This window comes from Actinomadura sp. NPDC048032 (assembly GCF_040653175.1).
GTDB classification, from domain to species: Bacteria; Actinomycetota; Actinomycetes; order Streptosporangiales; family Streptosporangiaceae; genus Spirillospora; species Spirillospora verrucosospora.
Map to the genome: position 1 here is coordinate 1 of NZ_JBEZJP010000151.1, position 16,440 is coordinate 16,440.

Here is a 16,440-nt window from a genome sequence, read left to right on the forward strand (position 1 = left end):
CAGGCGGTGCTCCCCGCGAGCGCCCGTTTGAAGGCGTCGATCTCAAGGATCCGGGCCGCCTCGATGATCGCCTCTCCGGACACCCCGACCGCGTCTCGCGGTCCCGAGGGCCGTCCACGCGATGCTCGGCACCTCCCGTCCGCCCGCGCACGACGGGCGGAACACCGACCTGCTGCCGGTCGTGCCAGGCGTGATCACCAAGGAGATGGCGAGCCGCGCCAAGGTCGGCGTCGGCGGCACCGTCACCGTCACCACCATCGACGGCGGCCAGCCCGTCAAGGTCGCCGGGATCGCGCCCGCGCTGCCGAGCGTGCCGCCCGGCCGGCCGGGAGTCCTGGTCGACCTGCCCACCCTGACCCGGTCGCGGCTCGCCGCGGACGGCTCGGCGGGCGACCCCATCACGCCGCGGGAGTGGTGGGCGTCGGCGCGCGGCGGCCGCACCGGCCCGGCCGTCCGGGACCTGGCCCGGCATCCCGCCTGGGGCGAGGTCGCGGCCGACCGCGTCGAGACGCGCGCCCGGCTCCGCGACGCCCCGCTGGGCGCGGCGCTCCAGGGCGCGCTCGTCATCGGCTTCGCCGCGGCGCTGGCGTTCGCCGTCATCGCGTTCGTGGTGAACGCGGCGGTGACCGCGGGCGAGCGGCACCGGGAGTTCGCGGTGCTGCGGGCGCTCGGCGTCCCGCCCCGCCAGGTCGCCGGGATGCTCGCGACCGAGCAGGCCTACCTCGTCGGGCTCGGCCTGCTCGGCGGGACGGTCCTCGGCCTGGTCGTGGCGCGGCTCGTCGTCCCGCACGTCGTGCTGAGCGTGCAGGCCGCCGAGCCGTACCCGCCCGCCGACCTGGTCGTCCAGTGGCCCGTGGTGCTGGCCGTCCTCGGCGGGGTGGCGGCGGTGCTCGGGCTCGTGCTCGCGCCGGTCATCCGGACGCTGCGGCGCCGGAACGTCGGAGCCGGGCTGCGCGTGGGGGAGGACCGATGAGGAGTGCCGGGACGCGGCTCGCCCGCGCGCAGTGGGCGCCGCTCACCGCGCTGGCCGTGCTGATGCTGGTGTCGGCGCTGCTCGCCGTCGCCGTCCCGTCCCGGACGACCGCCGGGTACGACCGCGCGGCGGCCCTGGCCGCCGGACCCGGAGCCGCCATCCGCGTGACCGGCAAGGCGGGCGGCCCCAGCGCCTTCGCCGCCGTCCCCGGCGACGCGGCACTGAACGGCAATGCCCTCACCTGGCGCGAGCTGATGCCCCGGTCCCTGAGCGAGACCACCGGTGAACCCGAGGCGTCGGTCACCTCGCCCGTCCAGACCGTCCAGGGGACCTTCGCCCGTCCGAGGGTCCTGTACCTGGGCTGGGACCCGGGCGCGTGGGAGCGCGTCCGCCTCGTCGCCGGCCGCCTCCCCTCCAACAGGCCGGGCGAGACGAGCGGCGACATGAGCGTCATGGTGGCCAAGGCGTTCGCCGACCGGCTCGGCTACAAGCCGGGCGACCGGATCGATCTCGGCGGCAGGATCGTCCGCGTCAGCGGCCTCTACCAGCCGGTGAACGCCGCCGACCCGTTCTGGGGGCCGCGCCCCCGGATCCTGCACGCGACCACCGAGTACGTCCCCGTGCCCCCCATGGGGGTCGTCGAGGTCGACGCGGGCACGGCCCTGATCGACCCCTCCGGGTACGGGCGCCTCACGCGCGACCCGAACCTGAAACTGACCTACGACTGGCGGTTCCCGGTGCGCGACGGCGCGGTCGGTGCCGCCCGGGCCCGCGGCATGGCGGGAGACCTCGACGCCTTCCGCTCCGCCGTCGAGGGGCGTGCCGACCTGTTCCCCTGCGAGGTCTCCACCCCCCTCGACATCCAGCTGAAGGAGTTCGAACGTCGGCTCCACGCCGCCCAGTCCGTCGTCGGCCTGGCCTTCGGCGGCCTCGTCGCCGTGGCCGCCGGGCTGCTGCTGCTCGCCGCCGGGCTTCTCGGCGAGCGTCTCCGCCCGATCCTCGGCGTGATGCGGGCCCGCGGCGCGTCGCTGCGCCAGCTCGCCGCGCCCGCCTGCGGGCTGACCGCGCTCGCCGCCGTCCCGTCCGCCCTGCTCGGGTACGCGGCGGGACGGCTGCTGGACGCCGGTCCGCCGCAGACCGCCTCGCTGTACGCGATCGGGCTGCTCGTCGCGGCCGTGCTGGGAGTCCCGGCGGCCATGGTCCTGCGGGAGCGCGGCGGCGGACTCGGCTCGGTCGCCGACCGGCGCGACGACCTCGTCGGGGCGCGCCCGTCCCCGAGGCGCCTCGTCCTGGACGGCCTGCTGGTGGCGCTCGCCGTGATCGGCGTCGTGGTGCTGCGCGGGCGCGGCACCTCGGCGGGGACCGATCCCCTGGTCGCCGCCGTCCCCGCCCTGCTCGGCGCGGCGGCCGGCGTGCTCGTTCTGCGCGCCTACCCGTACCTGCTTCGGGCCGCCGGCCCCCTGCTGCGCCGGCGGACCGGTGCCGTCGCCTTCATCGGGGTGGCCCGCGCGTCCCGGCAGAACCTCGTCGGGGCGCTGCCCCTGGCCGTCCTGCTGCTGGCCGCCGCCATCGCCGGTTTCGCCTCCACCGTGGACACCTCGCTGCGGACCGGGCAGGAGCGCGCGTCCTGGGCCGAGACCGGTGCCGACGCGCGCGTCGAGACGGGGGCGCTGGACGAGGCGAAGCTCCGCCGCATCCGGGCGGTGCGCGGCGTCACCGGCGCCGTCCGGGTCCGGGTCATCACGCGGGCCTCGTCCGCCACCGACCCGGCTCCGGTGACCGTGGTCGGCGTGGACCTCGCCGCCTACCGGAGGCTCGCGCCCGAAGTGCCCGGCATCCCGGACACCTCGGGCGCGCTGGTGTCGCCCCTGGCCGCCCGCACCCTGGGCTCCGGCACCGTGACGCTCGGCCGCGCGGGCATGGACCCGGTGACCGTCAAGCCGTCCGTCCGGATCGCGCGGTTCCCCGGGCAGGAGAAGAACAGCGCCTTCGTGATCGTCCCCTACCGGGCGGTCGCCACCGCGACGGGCTTCCCGTCGCAGGTCTTCGTCGTCGGCGACGACATCGACGCCAAGGCGCTGCGCGCCGCCGCCCCGGGAGACCGCGTCGTGCTGCGGCGGCAGGTGCTCCGGGAGATGACGAGCCAGCCGCTGGTGCCGGTCGTCCACGACGCCTTCCGGAACGGCGCCCTCGCCGCCGGCGTTTTCGGGCTGCTCGCCGTCCTGCTCATGCTCGTCGTGGGCGCCCGCGCCCGCGGCCGGACGATCGCCCACCTGCGCGCCCTCGGGCTGAGCCGCCGGCAGAGCCGCCGCCTCGCGCTCGTGGAGGTCGCGCCGATCCTGCTGTGCGCGGTGGGCGCCGGGTGGGTGCTCGGCCTCCTGCTGCCGGAGATCACCGGACCGGCCGTGGATCTGCGCCCCTACACCGGCGGCTTCGCCGTCACCGCGCACGTCCCGGGGCTTCCGGCGCTGCTCGGCCTGCTCGCCGCGCTGCTGCTGGCGGCCGCCGCCGCCGTCGCGGTCGACCGCGCCTTCGACGCCGACCCCGCCGACGCTCTGAGAACGGGGGAGTGATGACCGACACGACCGATCTCGCCGAACTGGAGCGAAGGGCCGCCGAACGCGGCCCCGTCTACGGCGAGGGCGCCCACATCGTCTGCGACAACCTGGTGCGCATCTACAAGACCGACGGCGTCGAGGTCGTCGCCCTCCAGGGCCTCGACCTGCTGATCGACCCCGGCGAGCTCGTCGCCATCGTCGGCGCCTCCGGGTCGGGGAAGTCGACGCTGCTGAACATCCTGTCCGGCCTGGACGTGCCGACCGCCGGCGTCGCCCGCGTCGCCGGGTCGGACCTGCTCACCATGGCGTCCAAGGAGCGGCTGGAGTTCCGGCGCGAGAAGGTCGGGTTCGTCTGGCAGCAGACGTCCCGCAACCTCCTGCCGTACCTGACCGCAGCGCAGAACGTCGAGCTGCCCATGAGGTTCGCCGGGCGGTCGCGCCGCGAGCGCGCCACCCGCGCCGCCGAGCTGCTCGGCATGCTGGACGTCGGCGACTGCGCAGGCCGCCGCCCGGCGGAGCTGTCCGGCGGCCAGCAGCAGCGCATCGCGATCGCCGTGGCCGTCGCCAACGAACCCCAGGTCGTGCTGGCCGACGAGCCGACCGGCGAGCTCGACACCGCCACCGCCGCCGGGGTGTTCGCCGCCCTGCGCCGCGTCAACGAGGAGCTCGGCACCACCACCGTCGTCGTCACCCACGACACGCAGGTGTCCGAGCGCGTCGACCGGACCGTCGGCATCCGCGACGGCCGCACCAGCGTCGAGGTCCGCCGCCGCTCCGAGGACGACGGGACCCGCGTCGTCGAGGAGTACGCCCTCCTCGACCGCGTCGGCCGCGTCCAGCTGCCCAAGGGCTTCACCGAGGCCCTGGACCTGCGCGACCGCGTCCGCCTCGCGCTGGAGAGCGACCATGTCGGCGTGTGGCCCGACCGGGAGGAGAACCGATGACCGCGCCGATGGTGGCCGTGGAGGGGCTGGTCCGCACCTTCCGGACGGGCAGGATCGAGGTCCCGGCGCTGCGCGGGGCGTCCTTCACCGTCGCGCCCGGCGAGATCGTCGCCGTCCGGGGCCGCTCGGGCTCCGGCAAGACGACCCTCCTCAACCTGATCGGCGGCCTGGACAGCCCTGACGGCGGCACCGTCCGCGTCGACGGCCGCGACGTCGGCGCGCTCTCCGAGGACGAGCTGCTCGCCCTGCGCCGCGACGACATCGGCTACGTGTTCCAGTCGCACGGCCTCATCCCCGTCCTGTCGGCCGCCGAGAACGTCGAGGTCCCGCTGCGCCTCGTCCGCACGCCGCCCGCCGAGCGCGACGAGCGGGTCCGCGTCCTGCTGAGCCTCGTCGGCCTGGCCGACCACGCGCTGCAGCGCCCCTACGAGCTGTCCGGCGGCCAGCGCCAGCGCGTGGCGATCGCCCGCGCCCTCGCCAACCGGCCCCGCCTGCTCCTGGCCGACGAGCCCACGGGCCAGCTCGACTCCGAGACCGCCGCCGCCATCATGCCGCTGTTCCGCGCGGTCGTCTCCAGCGAGGGCGTGACCGTCCTGGTGGCGACCCACGACGAGACCCTCCTCGCCGAGGCCGACCGCGTCCTGACCCTGGAGGACGGCTCCGTCACCGAGGCGCCCGTCCCCGCCTGACCGTCACCTGGCGAGGCCGTTCCCCCGGGTCGTGTAGACGCGGGCCCCGACGGCCAGAAGGACGGCCGCGGGCAGCCAGACGGCCGCCGTGGCCCAGAAGTCCTCGCCCACGGCGTTCGCGACGAGCGGGGAGAACAGGCCCGCGAAGAACACGCCGACGGCCAGGCCGAGGGTGGCGACCATGCCCCGGCTCGGGCCGGCGCGCCGTCCCAGCCTCCAGACGCACGCCGCCGTGACGAGGAGGCCGGGCGGAATCATGATCAGCCCGGCGATGAGGGACCGGGCGCGCAGGTCGGCCGGGGCGGCGTCGGTGTCCTGCGACTCGCCGCGCGCCGCGATCTCGGTCAGCCGCCCGCGCCAGACGGTGCCGGTGACCCGGTCGCCCCTGCCGAGATCGCCGATGACCGGTCCCCGGTCGGTGTAGGCCGTCTCCCACCGGTGGCCGTCCGCGCCGGTCAGGGTGACGGTGTCGAGCCTGCCCCGCCTGGACGTCAGCCGGACGTCGGCCACGGTGAACTCCCGCGTCCAGCGGCACTCGGCGGGCCGGGCCGGCGCGGACGGGCAGCGCGGCGCGGCCCGGTAGGCGTCCAGGTCCCGGGTGCCGTCCGGGACCTGCGTGACCACCAGGACCACGGCGAGCGCCACGAAGACGACGGCCGCCAGGAGCGTGAGCACGGTCGCGACGGTGCTGCGCAGGACTCCGGCGAGAGAGGGCTGGGACATGCCCAGATTGTCCCGTTCCAGGAAGCGTGGCGCTCACCAGGGGGACAGGCTTGCGAAGTGATCGTCGGGGGAATCGGTATCGGGGGAACGGAGGGGACGCGATGGCGACCGTGGTACTGGTGGGGACGCTCGACACCAAGGGCGCGGAGTACGCGTGGCTCCGCGAGCGGGTGCGTGAGCTGGGCTGCGACACCGTCCTCGTGGACGTGGGGGTCGGGCCGTCGGAGGTGACGGCCGACGTCACCGCCGAGGAGGTCGCGGAAGCCGGGGGCGCCTCGCTCCAGGCCCTGCGGGACGCCGGCGACCGGGGCGCGGCCGTCACGGCGATGGGGGAGGGCGCGGCGGTCGTCCTCGCCGCGCTGGACCGGGTGGACGCCGTGCTCGCCGTCGGCGGGAGCGGCGGATCGTCGATCGCCGCGCGGGCCGTCCGGGACCTGCCCATCGGACTGCCCAAGCTGATCGTGTCGACGATGGCGTCGGGGGACGTCTCGCCCTACGTGGGCGCCAAGGACGTCACGCTCACCTACAGCGTCGTCGACATCGCGGGCCTGAACCGGCTGTCGCGCCTGATCCTCGGGAACGCCGCGGCGGCGGCGGCCGGGATGGCGAAGGCGCACGCCGTCCCGGAGCCCGCCCCGGACGAGCGGCCCCTCGTCGCGGCGTCCATGTTCGGGGTCACGACCCCGGCGGTGGACGCCGCCCGGGAGCGCCTGGACGAACTCGGCTACGAGGTGCTCGTCTTCCACGCGACGGGCGCCGGAGGACGGGCGCTCGAAGGGCTCGTGGAGAGCGGCCTGCTGGCCGGGGTGCTCGACCTGACCACCACCGAGCTGGCGGACGACCTCGTGGGCGGCGTCCTGTCGGCGGGACCCGACCGCCTCACCGCCGCGGGACGGCACGGCGTCCCGCAGGTCGTGGCGCCCGGCGCCCTCGACATGGTCAACTTCGGGCCGCGCGGCACCGTCCCCGAGCGGTTCGGGCAGCGGATGCTGTACGTCCACAACCCCACCGTGACGCTCATGCGGACGACGGCCGAGGAGATGGGCGAGCTGGGCCGCAGGATGGCGGCCAAGCTGGCCGCCGCCACCGGGCCGACCGCGCTGTTCGTCCCGCTCAAGGGCGTGTCGGCGCTCGACGCGCCCGGCATGCCGTTCCACGATCCGGTGGCCGACGTGGCGTGCTTCATGGCGCTGGAGGACGTCGCGGAGGCGGAGATGCTCGACATGCACATCAACGACCCGGAGTTCGGCCGGGCGATGGCCGACCGGCTGCACCGGCTGATCTCGGAGGGCGCGCAGTGAACCGCGAGACCGTCCTGTTCCGGCTGCGGAACACCGTCGAGGAGGGCAGGCCCGTCATCGGCGCGGGCGCGGGCACCGGGCTGTCCGCCAAGTGCGCCGAGGCGGGCGGCGTCGACCTGATCATCATCTACAACTCGGGCCGCTACCGGATGGCCGGACGCGGGTCGCTGGCCGGCCTGCTCCCGTACGGGGACGCCAACCAGATCGTGGTGGAGATGGCGTCGGAGGTGCTGCCCGTCGTCCGGGACACGCCCGTCCTGGCCGGAGTGTGCGGCACCGACCCGTTCCGGGTGATGCCCGTCTTCCTCGACCAGCTCAAGGCCATGGGCTTCGCGGGCGTGCAGAACTTCCCGACGGTCGGGCTCTACGACGGCGTCTTCCGGCAGAACCTCGAAGAGACCGGCATGGGCTACGACCTGGAGATCGAGATGGTGCGGCTCGCCCGCGAGCGCGGCCTGGTCACCGCCCCCTACGTCTTCGACGAGGATCAGGCGCGGGCGATGGCCGAGGCCGGCGCCGACGTGCTCGTCCCCCACGTCGGCCTCACCACCAAGGGCAGCATCGGCGCCGGGACGTCCCTGACCCTGGACGAGGCGGTCGAGCGCGTCCAGGCCATGCGGGACGCCGCGGCCGCCGTCCGTCCCGACGTCCTCGTGCTGTGCCACGGCGGCCCCATCGCCGAACCGGACGACGCCGCCTACGTCCTGTCCCGGACGGAGGGCGTCGTCGGCTTCTTCGGCGCCTCCTCCGTCGAGCGGCTCCCGACCGAGAAGGCCGTCACCGCGCAGGTCGCGGCCTTCAAGAACCTGGAGATCTGATGCTGAGGAACCCCGGTGACGTGGCGACCGCGACCTTCGACTGGGGGTCGATCAAGTGGTTCGTCACCCCGTCCGCGGTGCCCGGGGCGGGCAGCACCCTGGGCGAGGTGATCGTCAACCCCGGCAAGGGCCACGCCCGCCACCACCATCCGAACGCCGAGGAGGTCATCTACGTCATCTCCGGCGAGGCCGCGCAGATGGTCGACGACGGCGAGCCCTTCCTGATCCGCGAAGGCGACGCCGTCCACATCCCCAAGGGCGTCTGGCACTCCACCTACAACATGACCTGGCGCCCCCTGCGCCTGATCGTCACCTACACCCCCGGCGGCGAGGAGAAGGCCCTGGAAGCCGCCCCCGACCACTGCCTCCACGAACCAGGCGCCATCCCCGAATGGCGCCCCGCCTAACCCGCCCAGTCCCCGCCTCCAGACGCGGAGCCCCATACGCTCTGCCCCGAACGCAACCGCCGCACCCCTCCAAGCCGCATCGGCCCCCCGAGCGCCGCTGCACAGCTAGTTCTTGGCCGCCCGGCCGCAGGTACGGGGAGCGTGCGCCTTGGTGCTTCTTTGCGTGAGGTTCCCGAGCGCAGCCCGTCGCGCGGCTCCTAGAGGCGTTGGCTGCCCGAGCGCCGCGCGGGCAGCCAAGTGCCGCGCGGCGTTGCGTGGCCACGAACCGCGCGCTCGGCTCAGGTGCGGGACCAGGCGACCTCATGCTTCTGCGCGAGGAGGAGCCGAACGTGGCATCTGTGATCCCGCGGCGTCCCTGGTGACGGGGTGCCGCGCTGGGGGCGTGGCCTGGCGCTCGGACTCACGTTCGGGACCAGGCGGCCAGGCCTTCCTCGGTGAGGAGGAGGTCGAAGGCGGCGTCCGCGGCTCCGGTGAGGGGGCCCTGCGGGCCGAGCGTCGAGGGCAGGATGGGCGGCGGCGCCGTGCGGCGGTAGCGCATCAGGGCCGCGGTGTAGCCGGTCTCCAGGGCCGCGGGCGCCGTCGCGGCCAGGTCGGTGGCCAGGCCGGAGAGCGTGACCACGCCGGGATCGAGGGCGTTGGCGAGGGCGCCGATGCCACGTCCCAGCGCGTGCGCGGCGGCGCCGACGGCCGAGCGGGCCGCGGGGTCGGACGACGCGGCGGCGATCACGTGCCCGGCGGCCGTGCGCGGGTCGCGGGGGGCGGGGCGGCCGAGGGCGCGGGCCATGGCGCGGCCGTCGACCTCCAGGTCCCAGCAGCCGCGGGCGCCGCAGGGGCACTGGAGCGAGGGGTCCCCGAACGGCATGTGGCCGAACTCGCCGCCAGCGCCGGTGGCGCCGTCCACCGGCCGCCCGTCCACGACGAGGATGCCGCCGATCCCTACCTCGACCGTGAGGTGCAGGACCACCCGCGCCCCCGCGCCCGCGCCGCGTCTGGCCTCCGCCAGCCCGGCGAGCGAGGCGTCGTTCCCGACGAGCAGGGGAATTCCGGGCGGCCGGAGCGGTTCGAGGTCCACGCCGCGCCAGCCCATGCCCGACGCCTGGACGACCGTGGTCGCGCTGACCGTGCCCGCGACGCAGGCGGACACCGCGCGGAGGCGGTGGCCGTAGCGGGCGTGCATGGCAGCCACGTGGTGGCCGAGCGTCCCGAGGACGTCCGGGGTGCCGGAGTGGCCGCCGGCCTCCTGCGTGACGACGCGGCCGCCCAGTTCGACGCAGGCCGCCTGCCACCGCTCGTGGCTGATGTCCACGACGCACACCAGCGGGCCGTCGCGGTGGGGCACGAGCGCGGGGGAGGGGCGGCCGCGCCCGCCGGTCAGGGCGGAGGCCTCCTCGTCGAGCAGCCGGGCCGCCTTCAACCGGCTCGTGATCTCGGTCGCGGAGCCGCTGCTCAGCCCCAGCGCCCGCGCCGCGTCCGCGCGCTTGACCGACGGGTGAGCGTGGGCGTGGCGGAGCATCGCCAGCGCTCCCTGGCTGCGCAGGGCGCGCGCGGAGTGCGCGGTCATCGGCTCCATGGGTGACATCCTGGCGTGCTCGACTTATCCTCGTCCTACGAGTTTAATAGGGAGGCGCGATGAAGCCCGCCGACACGGGCCCGGCCACCGGGCGGACAGCGGAGACACTCGGGCTGTACGCCGCCTTCGGATGCCTCGGCTACCTGCTCACCGGGCTCGGCGCGATCCTGCCCCAGTTGCGGGAGGAGCGCGGCCTGCCCCGCGCCGAGGCCGCCCTCTACCCGTCCGCCTTCGCTCTCGGTCTGGTGATCGTCGGGCTGGTCGGGCACCGCCTGGCCGCACGGCTCGGGCGGTACGCGATCCCGGCGTCCCTGACCGCCCTCGTCGGCGGCGCCGCCCTCCTGGCCGCGTCCGGCGAACGACTCGGAACGGCCTCCGGCGCCCTGGTCCTCGGCCTCGGCGGAGCGGGCCTCGTCCAACTCGTCCCGGCGGCCCTGCGCGCCGCCCAGCACGGCGATGGAACGATCCAAATCGGCGAGGCCAACGCCGTCTCCAGCGCCGCGTCCGTCCTGTCCCCGATCCTCATCGGCGCCGCCCTGGCCCATGGCCTCGGCTGGCGCCCCGCCTTCGCCGCCCCGCCCCTCCTGGCCGCCGCCATCCTCCTTCTCCTCACCCGTCCACCCCGCCCCCCGATCAACGTCCCCACCGAGCCCGCACCGGCCCACGCCACCCCCGCGCCCACCGACCCGCCCAGCACCAAGCCCCCCAACGCTGCGCCAGCGGACCATGAGTCGCCCGGGAACGAGCCAACGGCAGGTACCGCAACCGAAGCCCGGCCAACCTGCCTCGGCGCGGCAGATGCTGAGCCTTTGGGCGCCTCTGCCGCTCGGGAATCCTCCGGTGAGGAGTCAGCGGCGGGTGCCGTGGCCGGTGTGCGGCCTTCCTGTGTTGGCGCGGCAGGTACCGAGCCTTCTGGCGCTTCTGTCGATCGTGGGTCGTTCGACGAGGAGTCGGCGGCGGGGGCTGCGGCCGGTGTCCGGGCTTCCTGCGTGGGCGCGGCAGGTGCTGAGCCTTCCGGCACGGGGACGGCTGATCGGGACTTGTCCGGTGAGGAGTCGGCGGCGGGTGGTGCGGGTGGTGGGCGGGTTTCCTGCCTTGGTGTAGGCGCTGAGGCTTCTGCTGGGGAGGGTGCTGGCGGAGAAGGGGGTCGGTCCGTTCGCCGTGGGAGGGGCGGGGTCGGGTTCTGGGGACGGTGGGTCGATCTTGTGCTCGCGGTGGGGGTGGAGTTCTGCATGGTCTTCTGGGCGGCGGACTTCCTCGGGAGCGTCAAGGGGCTGGGGGCGGGGAGCGCGGCCACGTTGTCGGCGGGGTTCGTCCTCGGGATGGCCGCCGGACGGGCCGCCGCGGGGCCGGTCGTGCGGCGCGGAGGACGGCCGGACCGGTTGCTCGCCCTCGCGGCGGGTGTCGGGCTCGGCGGGTTCGCGGTGCTGTGGGCGTCGCCCGCGCCGGTCGCCGTCGCCGGGCTCGTGGTGACCGGGCTCGGGGTGGCGTTGCTGTACCCGGTGATCCTCGGCCAGGCCCTCGCCGCGCGGCCGTCCGATCCGGCGCGGGCCGCGGCGCGGTGCGCGCTCGCGTCCGGGGTGGCGATCGGCGTCGCCCCGCTCGTGCTCGGGGCGCTCGCCGACCTCACCACCCTGCGCGCCGCCGCGCTCGTCGCGCCCGTCCTGCTGCTGGTGCTGCTGGCCCGCTGCGGACGGCGGCTCAGGACACGATAGCCGCGCCCAGCCGCGCCCAGCCGCGCCCAGCCGCGCCCAGCCGCGCCCAGCCGCGCCCAGCCGCGCCCAGCGGGGCCCAGCCGCGCCCGGCGGCGGCTGGCGGCGGTCGGCTTGCGAAACGGTGTTTTCTGGCGTCTCGACCACGATCGCGTGGGTGCGCAGCGGTGTGGCGTCGGACGCCGGACGGGTGGAGGTTGTCCAGGTCGTTCGCCCTCCGCGCCTCGGCCCCCGACTGGTCGTCGTCGAGGCGCGGAGTAAAACGGCTTCCGTCGCGTCGGCGGGTGGGCTAGCTGTCGGCGAAGGAGCAGTCGGCGGGGTTGTCCGGCGGCTGGAAGTCGCCGGTCGGGAGCTTCAGGGGCGCGTCCTTCACCGTGTACCCCTTCAGCCATTTTCCGAAAGGACCGGAACTGTTGGTGCTGAACGGCGCCGGCCCGACACCCATCTGCTGGCACTGCGGATAGACGACGCCCCAGGAGAAGCCCATTCGGTCGAACTTGTGGCCGCGCGGCGACTGGTAGAACGTCAGGTTCGCGCGCTTCTGGTTCGGTGGAATGCCGTGCTCGTCGTCCTGCCGGATTCCGGACACGACCGCGATCGGCCCGGTCGCCATCACGTAGTCGACCTTGATCCAGCCCCAGTGGTGCTTCGACGGTCCGCCGGGCACGTCCGGCGCGTAGTGGTCGAACTTCACCGTGCCGCGCGCCGCACCCATGATCATCTTGCCGTTGACGAACTTCCACGGGCCGCCGTGCGCGTCGACGATGAACCTCCGGTACGGGTACTCGGAGTCGCCCGGGTAGTTCAGCCACGCGTCCCCGGTGACGTGGGCCTCCTTCGGGACCGGTCCCTTGTCCTGCGCCATCGCGCTGCCGGTGCCGACCGCGCCGGCCGCGCAGAGAACGGCCATTCCGGCGACCGCGGCACGCCTTTTCCGTGACATGTGGATTCCCCTTTTCCGCGGGCGTCCATCGTCCGCATCCACACGTTCTCAGCGCCCGCCCAGGTCATCCTTCCCCCGTACGGGCGATACCGCTCGCCCGTGGGATGGAATGTCAGCTCACTTTGCCCCGGACGTAGACCCATCTGCCGTCGTGCCGCACGAACCGGCTGACCTCGTGCATTTCACCGGGTTCCGTTCCCGTCAGGTAATGGGCACGGAACTCCACGAGGCCCTTGTCGTCGTCCGGGCCGCCGCCCTCGGTGCGGACGACCTCCAGCCGCGTCCAGCGCGTGCCGTCCTCGAACCCGATCCGCTCCGGACGGGTCGCCGGATGCCAGGTCGCGAGCAGGTACGCCTCGTCCTCCACCGCGAACGCGCTGAACCGCGACCGCATCAACCGGACGGCCGTCTCAGCCATTTCCTCACCCCGGTGCAAGGGCCCGCAACAGTCCCGATACCGGGAGCCGACCCCGCACGGACATCTTTTCGCCACCTTCCGATTCTGCCTTGCGTGGCGGTGCCCGCGCGGCGACGATGAGCGCCATGTCCGCACGGTTACCGCCCGAGATCGACACCTCCCGCCCCCATCCCGCGCGCATGTGGAACTACTGGCTCGGCGGCAAGGACTTCTACGAGATCGACCGGCAGGTCGGCGAGCAGGTCGCGGCGGCGTTCCCCAGCGTCGGCGACGTCGCCCGCCACTCCCGCGCGACGCTCGGCCGCATGGTCCGCCACCTCGCCGAGCGGGAGGGCGTCCGGCAGTTCCTCGACATCGGGACGGGGCTTCCCACGCACGACAACACCCACGAGGTCGCCCAGCGCGTCGCGCCCGAGTCGCGCGTCGTGTACGTCGACAACGACCCGCTGGTCCTGCTCCACGCGCGGGCGCTGCTGACCGGGCGCCCCGAAGGCAGGACGGACTATGTCCAGTGCGACGTCCGCGACCCCGGCCGGATCCTGGACGAGGCCGCCCGCACCCTCGACTTCGGTCGTCCGGTCGGCCTCATCATGTTCGGGATCATGGGCAACGTCGTCGACGACGGCGAGGCGCACGCCATCGTGCGGCGGCTCCTCGACGCGCTCGTCCCGGGAAGTTTCGCGGCGTTCAACGACGGCACCGGCGTCGTCGACCGGAAGGGCCGCGAAGAGGCCGTGCGGATCGCCGTCGAACAGGGCTCGGCGCCCTATCTCGTCCGCACGCCCGAGCAGATCGCCGAGTTCTTCACCGGCCTCGAACTGCTGGAGCCGGGCGTCGTCTCCACGTCCCGCTGGCGGCCCGAGGCGACGCCGTTCGGCGTGCCGGAGCCGGTGGACGCCGCCTGCGGCCTGGCCCGCAAGCCCTGACCCGGCGGTCGCCGCGAGGTGTCGCATCCGGCCGCCCGCCGATCGTCCAGGAGGTGGAAGGCCCCGTACGACTCGAAGGATCTTCACCTGCTGCCGCCCCGCGCTGCCCGTGGCGGCGCAGGTGGAGGTGAGGTCGGGAGCCCGCTTCGCGCGACAAGATCGTTTTGTCAGGCTTGATCGACTTCTCCGGCGGGCACGTTATCGATCATGTCTCGGTCGCCGCTGAGGCGATCGTCCGACTTCGACGGAGAGGGACTCGATGGCGACTCTCAGATCCGCCGGCCGCCTCCCGCTGGCGGTCACGGCGGCAGGCGCCGCGACGCTCGCGCTTCTCGCGCCCGCCGCGGCCGCCGACGTCCGGTACGAGCCCGGAGCCCCCGGCATGGGCGACCCCTACTTCCCCGATCTCGGCAACGGCGGATACGACGTCACGCACTACTACATCAAGACCGCCTACGACCCGGGCACCGACGAGCTCACCGGCACGACCACCGTCAAGGCGACCGCCACCCAGAACCTGTCCCGGTTCAACCTCGACTTCCACAAGATGAACGTGCGGTCGGTACGGGTGAACGGCCGCGCGGCGTCGTTCGACCGCACCGGGGAGCGGGAGCTGGAGATCACCCCGCCCCGCGGCCTGCGGAGGCACAGCGCGTTCACCGTGACCGTCCGCTACGACGGCGTGCCGCAGGTCCTCAGCGGCCCGGTCGTCTTCGGCCTCCCGTACGGTTTCCTGCCGACCAGGGACGGCGCGACGGTCATGAGCGAGCCCGACGGCGCGTCCACCTGGTTCCCGTCCAACGACCACCCGCGCGACAAGGCGCTGGTCACGCTGGAGACGACCGTCCCCCACGGCCTCAAGGCGATCGGCAACGGACGGCTCGTCCGGCAGTGGAGCGCCCACGGCGAGGACACCTTCCTGTGGCGGGAGGACCGGCCGACGGCGACGTACCTGGTGGCCAACTCGATCGGACGGTTCGACGTCTCCACGACGACCACCCCCAAGGGCGTCCCGCAGCTCGACGCGGTCGACCCGGAGATCGCCTCCGACCCCGACGCGCTCAGCACGCCGCGCCACACCACGCGGGTGACGGACGAGCTGGCCGGCTACTTCGGCGACTACCCGTTCACCAGCACCGGCTCCATCGTCGAGAACGACAACGTCCCGCCGCTCAACCTGGAGAACGCGCTGGAGACCCAGACGCGCCCCACCTACCAGAGCCCGCCCGTAGAGCGGGGCGTGGCGCACGAGATCGGCCACCAGTGGTTCGGCGACAGCGTCTCGGTGCACGACTGGAAGGACGTCTGGCTGAACGAGGGCTTCGCCAAGTGGGTCGAGTGGTACTGGGCGGAGAAGCACGGAGGCCAGCCCGCGCAGCTGTCGTTCCAGCAGTCCTACGACAACCCGCCGCCGATCCAGCCGGACCGGCCCCCGTTCTGGGATCTCGTGATCGCCGACCCGACCCGCGACCAGCTGTTCCACCGCGCGATCTACTTCCGCGGCGCGATGACGCTGCAGGCCCTCCGCCACAAGATCGGTGACGGTCCGTTCCTGCGCCTCGTCCGCACCTGGGTGGCCGGCAAGCGGTACGGCAACGCCGGTACCGGGGAGTTCGAGGCTCTGGCGGAGAAGGTCTCCGGCCAGGACCTGGACGCCTTCTTCAAGGCCTGGCTCCACAGCCCGACCAAGCCCACCACCTGGTGACCCGCCCCGGGGGCCGGCGCACCGCCGGCCCCCGGCGCGGTGGGTGAGGCAGGGGGCGGCACTGCCTGGTTCAGTCCAGCAGCAGGCCCATGTAGTACTCGTTGATCCGGTGCCCCTGGGCCTCCAGCGCGGCCCGCCGGAGCCCCTCCACCTGGAAACCGCAATTCAGATAAAGCGAAAGAGCGCGGCGATTGTGCTCCATCACGGTGAGTTCCAGACGTCGCATCCCGCGCGTCCGCGCCTCCCGCAGTGCCGCCCCCATCAGGGCCTTGCCCAGCCCCCGCCCGCCGTGGCCGGAGCGCACGCCGGCGACCACGTAGCCGGTGCGGCGGGCCCTGGCGAAGGGGAGCACCGACACGTCGACGTAGCCCACCGCCGCGGGCCCCTCCAGCGCCACGACCAGGTACGACGGGTCGCGGCCCTCGGCGCGGGCGGCGAGGCGCAGCTTCAGCGGGTCGAGGTCCGGCTCCCGCTCGCCGGGTTCCAGAAGCATGAATTCCGTCTCGCCGTCCAGAAGGTGCTGCAATTCCGCCAAAGCGGACGCATCTCCTGGACGCCCGAGCCGGATCAGCGGATCAGTGGCCGTCACGCCCCCAGTGTGCCAGATGGAAATACCCGCCATTTCAAACTAAACGCCACAACCACTCCCCAGACCTGCAAGAAAAGTGCCCTCTACCGGTAACGACATCGCCCACGCTCATTACCTTTCCCGCCGAGCGGGCGCCTCCGCGGCGGCGAGACGCCGGCCGTCCG

At 74.1% G+C, this 16,440-nt stretch carries 15 protein-coding genes and 1 pseudogene; 11 read left to right on the plus strand and 5 right to left on the minus strand.

Features of this window, described 5'->3' with window-relative positions:
• The first annotated feature begins 121 nt into the window (after window positions 1–121).
• The 4 genes from AB0C69_RS20705 to AB0C69_RS20720 are packed head-to-tail and all read left to right on the plus strand — an operon-like array spanning window position 122 to window position 5,164.
• Window positions 122–973 carry an FtsX-like permease family protein gene (locus tag AB0C69_RS20705; RefSeq protein WP_360355754.1) on the plus strand — a complete coding sequence of 284 codons (852 nt, stop codon included), beginning with the start codon at window positions 122–124 and terminating at the stop codon, window positions 971–973.
• Window positions 970–3,546 carry a CRISPR-associated protein Cas5 gene (gene cas5, locus AB0C69_RS20710; RefSeq protein WP_360355758.1) on the plus strand — a complete coding sequence of 859 codons (2,577 nt, stop codon included), beginning with the start codon at window positions 970–972 and terminating at the stop codon, window positions 3,544–3,546. Before AB0C69_RS20705 ends, cas5 begins: the two co-directional genes overlap by 4 nt.
• Window positions 3,546–4,475: an ABC transporter ATP-binding protein gene (locus AB0C69_RS20715; RefSeq protein ID WP_345173355.1), complete on the plus strand. Its 930-nt coding sequence runs from the start codon at window positions 3,546–3,548 to the stop codon at window positions 4,473–4,475. The genes cas5 and AB0C69_RS20715 overlap by 1 nt, the downstream gene beginning before the upstream one ends.
• Window positions 4,472–5,164, plus strand: a complete 693-nt coding sequence (locus AB0C69_RS20720) for an ABC transporter ATP-binding protein (protein ID WP_360355761.1) — start codon at window positions 4,472–4,474, stop codon at window positions 5,162–5,164. The genes AB0C69_RS20715 and AB0C69_RS20720 overlap by 4 nt, the downstream gene beginning before the upstream one ends.
• A gap of 3 nt (window positions 5,165–5,167) precedes the next feature.
• Here the strand turns inward: AB0C69_RS20720 and AB0C69_RS20725 are convergent, their stop codons facing one another.
• Complete coding sequence (locus AB0C69_RS20725; RefSeq protein WP_360355764.1) at window positions 5,168–5,887, minus strand: hypothetical protein; 720 nt, start codon at window positions 5,885–5,887, stop codon at window positions 5,168–5,170.
• Window positions 5,888–5,988: 101 nt separating this feature from the next.
• Between AB0C69_RS20725 and AB0C69_RS20730 the strand changes: the two genes are divergently transcribed.
• From AB0C69_RS20730 to AB0C69_RS20740, 3 genes are read left to right on the plus strand one after another with little or no spacing between them, the layout of a single operon-like run.
• Window positions 5,989–7,188, plus strand: coding sequence for a Tm-1-like ATP-binding domain-containing protein (locus AB0C69_RS20730; RefSeq protein WP_360355766.1), 1,200 nt, complete (start codon window positions 5,989–5,991; stop codon window positions 7,186–7,188).
• Window positions 7,185–8,006 (plus strand): phosphoenolpyruvate hydrolase family protein, encoded by an 822-nt coding sequence (locus AB0C69_RS20735; RefSeq protein ID WP_360355769.1) that lies wholly within the window; start codon window positions 7,185–7,187, stop codon window positions 8,004–8,006. The genes AB0C69_RS20730 and AB0C69_RS20735 overlap by 4 nt, the downstream gene beginning before the upstream one ends.
• A complete protein-coding gene (locus tag AB0C69_RS20740) occupies window positions 8,006–8,413 on the plus strand; it encodes a cupin domain-containing protein (protein WP_179844124.1) in 408 nt (135 codons plus the stop codon). The genes AB0C69_RS20735 and AB0C69_RS20740 overlap by 1 nt, the downstream gene beginning before the upstream one ends.
• A 400-nt stretch (window positions 8,414–8,813) precedes the next feature.
• Here AB0C69_RS20740 and AB0C69_RS20745 read toward each other — a convergent pair whose 3' ends face one another.
• The gene (locus AB0C69_RS20745) at window positions 8,814–9,983 is read right to left on the minus strand and encodes an ROK family protein (protein WP_360355772.1); all 1,170 of its coding nucleotides are present in this window, start codon (window positions 9,981–9,983) and stop codon (window positions 8,814–8,816) included.
• Window positions 9,984–10,042: 59 nt separating this feature from the next.
• Here AB0C69_RS20745 and AB0C69_RS20750 point away from each other — a divergent pair.
• A pseudogene (locus AB0C69_RS20750) lies at window positions 10,043–10,591 on the plus strand (hypothetical protein); the annotation flags it as partial.
• A gap of 624 nt (window positions 10,592–11,215) precedes the next feature.
• Window positions 11,216–11,698 (plus strand): hypothetical protein, encoded by a 483-nt coding sequence (locus AB0C69_RS20755; RefSeq protein ID WP_360355785.1) that lies wholly within the window; start codon window positions 11,216–11,218, stop codon window positions 11,696–11,698.
• Between the two features lie 286 nt (window positions 11,699–11,984).
• Here the strand turns inward: AB0C69_RS20755 and AB0C69_RS20760 are convergent, their stop codons facing one another.
• Window positions 11,985–12,638, minus strand: coding sequence for a hypothetical protein (locus AB0C69_RS20760; RefSeq protein ID WP_360355775.1), 654 nt, complete (start codon window positions 12,636–12,638; stop codon window positions 11,985–11,987).
• Between the two features lie 112 nt (window positions 12,639–12,750).
• Window positions 12,751–13,056: a YchJ family metal-binding protein gene (locus AB0C69_RS20765; RefSeq protein WP_360355777.1), complete on the minus strand. Its 306-nt coding sequence runs from the start codon at window positions 13,054–13,056 to the stop codon at window positions 12,751–12,753.
• Window positions 13,057–13,181: 125 nt separating this feature from the next.
• On the opposite strand from AB0C69_RS20765, the gene AB0C69_RS20770 reads away from it, so the two are divergent.
• Together AB0C69_RS20770 and AB0C69_RS20775 are read left to right on the plus strand one after the other, a co-directional pair.
• A complete protein-coding gene (locus AB0C69_RS20770) occupies window positions 13,182–13,982 on the plus strand; it encodes an SAM-dependent methyltransferase (RefSeq protein WP_360355779.1) in 801 nt (266 codons plus the stop codon).
• Window positions 13,983–14,241: 259 nt separating this feature from the next.
• Complete coding sequence (locus AB0C69_RS20775; protein ID WP_360355782.1) at window positions 14,242–15,687, plus strand: M1 family metallopeptidase; 1,446 nt, start codon at window positions 14,242–14,244, stop codon at window positions 15,685–15,687.
• 70 nt (window positions 15,688–15,757) lie between these two features.
• Here the strand turns inward: AB0C69_RS20775 and AB0C69_RS20780 are convergent, their stop codons facing one another.
• Window positions 15,758–16,276 (minus strand): GNAT family N-acetyltransferase, encoded by a 519-nt coding sequence (locus AB0C69_RS20780; RefSeq protein ID WP_353833118.1) that lies wholly within the window; start codon window positions 16,274–16,276, stop codon window positions 15,758–15,760.
• Between the last annotated feature and the right edge of the window lie 164 nt (window positions 16,277–16,440).

Coding starts and splice junctions, on each gene's coding strand:
- AB0C69_RS20730 (WP_360355766.1), top strand. CDS start 5,989: ATGGCGACCGTGGTACTGGTGGGGACGCTCGACACCAAGGGCGCGGAG.
- AB0C69_RS20740 (WP_179844124.1), top strand. CDS start 8,006: ATGCTGAGGAACCCCGGTGACGTGGCGACCGCGACCTTCGACTGGGGG.
- cas5 (WP_360355758.1), top strand. CDS start 970: ATGAGGAGTGCCGGGACGCGGCTCGCCCGCGCGCAGTGGGCGCCGCTC.
- AB0C69_RS20775 (WP_360355782.1), top strand. CDS start 14,242: ATGGCGACTCTCAGATCCGCCGGCCGCCTCCCGCTGGCGGTCACGGCG.
- AB0C69_RS20755 (WP_360355785.1), top strand. CDS start 11,216: ATGGTCTTCTGGGCGGCGGACTTCCTCGGGAGCGTCAAGGGGCTGGGG.
- AB0C69_RS20715 (WP_345173355.1), top strand. CDS start 3,546: ATGACCGACACGACCGATCTCGCCGAACTGGAGCGAAGGGCCGCCGAA.
- AB0C69_RS20725 (WP_360355764.1), bottom strand. CDS start 5,887: ATGTCCCAGCCCTCTCTCGCCGGAGTCCTGCGCAGCACCGTCGCGACC.
- AB0C69_RS20745 (WP_360355772.1), bottom strand. CDS start 9,983: ATGGAGCCGATGACCGCGCACTCCGCGCGCGCCCTGCGCAGCCAGGGA.
- AB0C69_RS20760 (WP_360355775.1), bottom strand. CDS start 12,638: ATGTCACGGAAAAGGCGTGCCGCGGTCGCCGGAATGGCCGTTCTCTGC.
- AB0C69_RS20765 (WP_360355777.1), bottom strand. CDS start 13,056: ATGGCTGAGACGGCCGTCCGGTTGATGCGGTCGCGGTTCAGCGCGTTC.
- AB0C69_RS20720 (WP_360355761.1), top strand. CDS start 4,472: ATGACCGCGCCGATGGTGGCCGTGGAGGGGCTGGTCCGCACCTTCCGG.
- AB0C69_RS20705 (WP_360355754.1), top strand. CDS start 122: ATGCTCGGCACCTCCCGTCCGCCCGCGCACGACGGGCGGAACACCGAC.
- AB0C69_RS20770 (WP_360355779.1), top strand. CDS start 13,182: ATGTCCGCACGGTTACCGCCCGAGATCGACACCTCCCGCCCCCATCCC.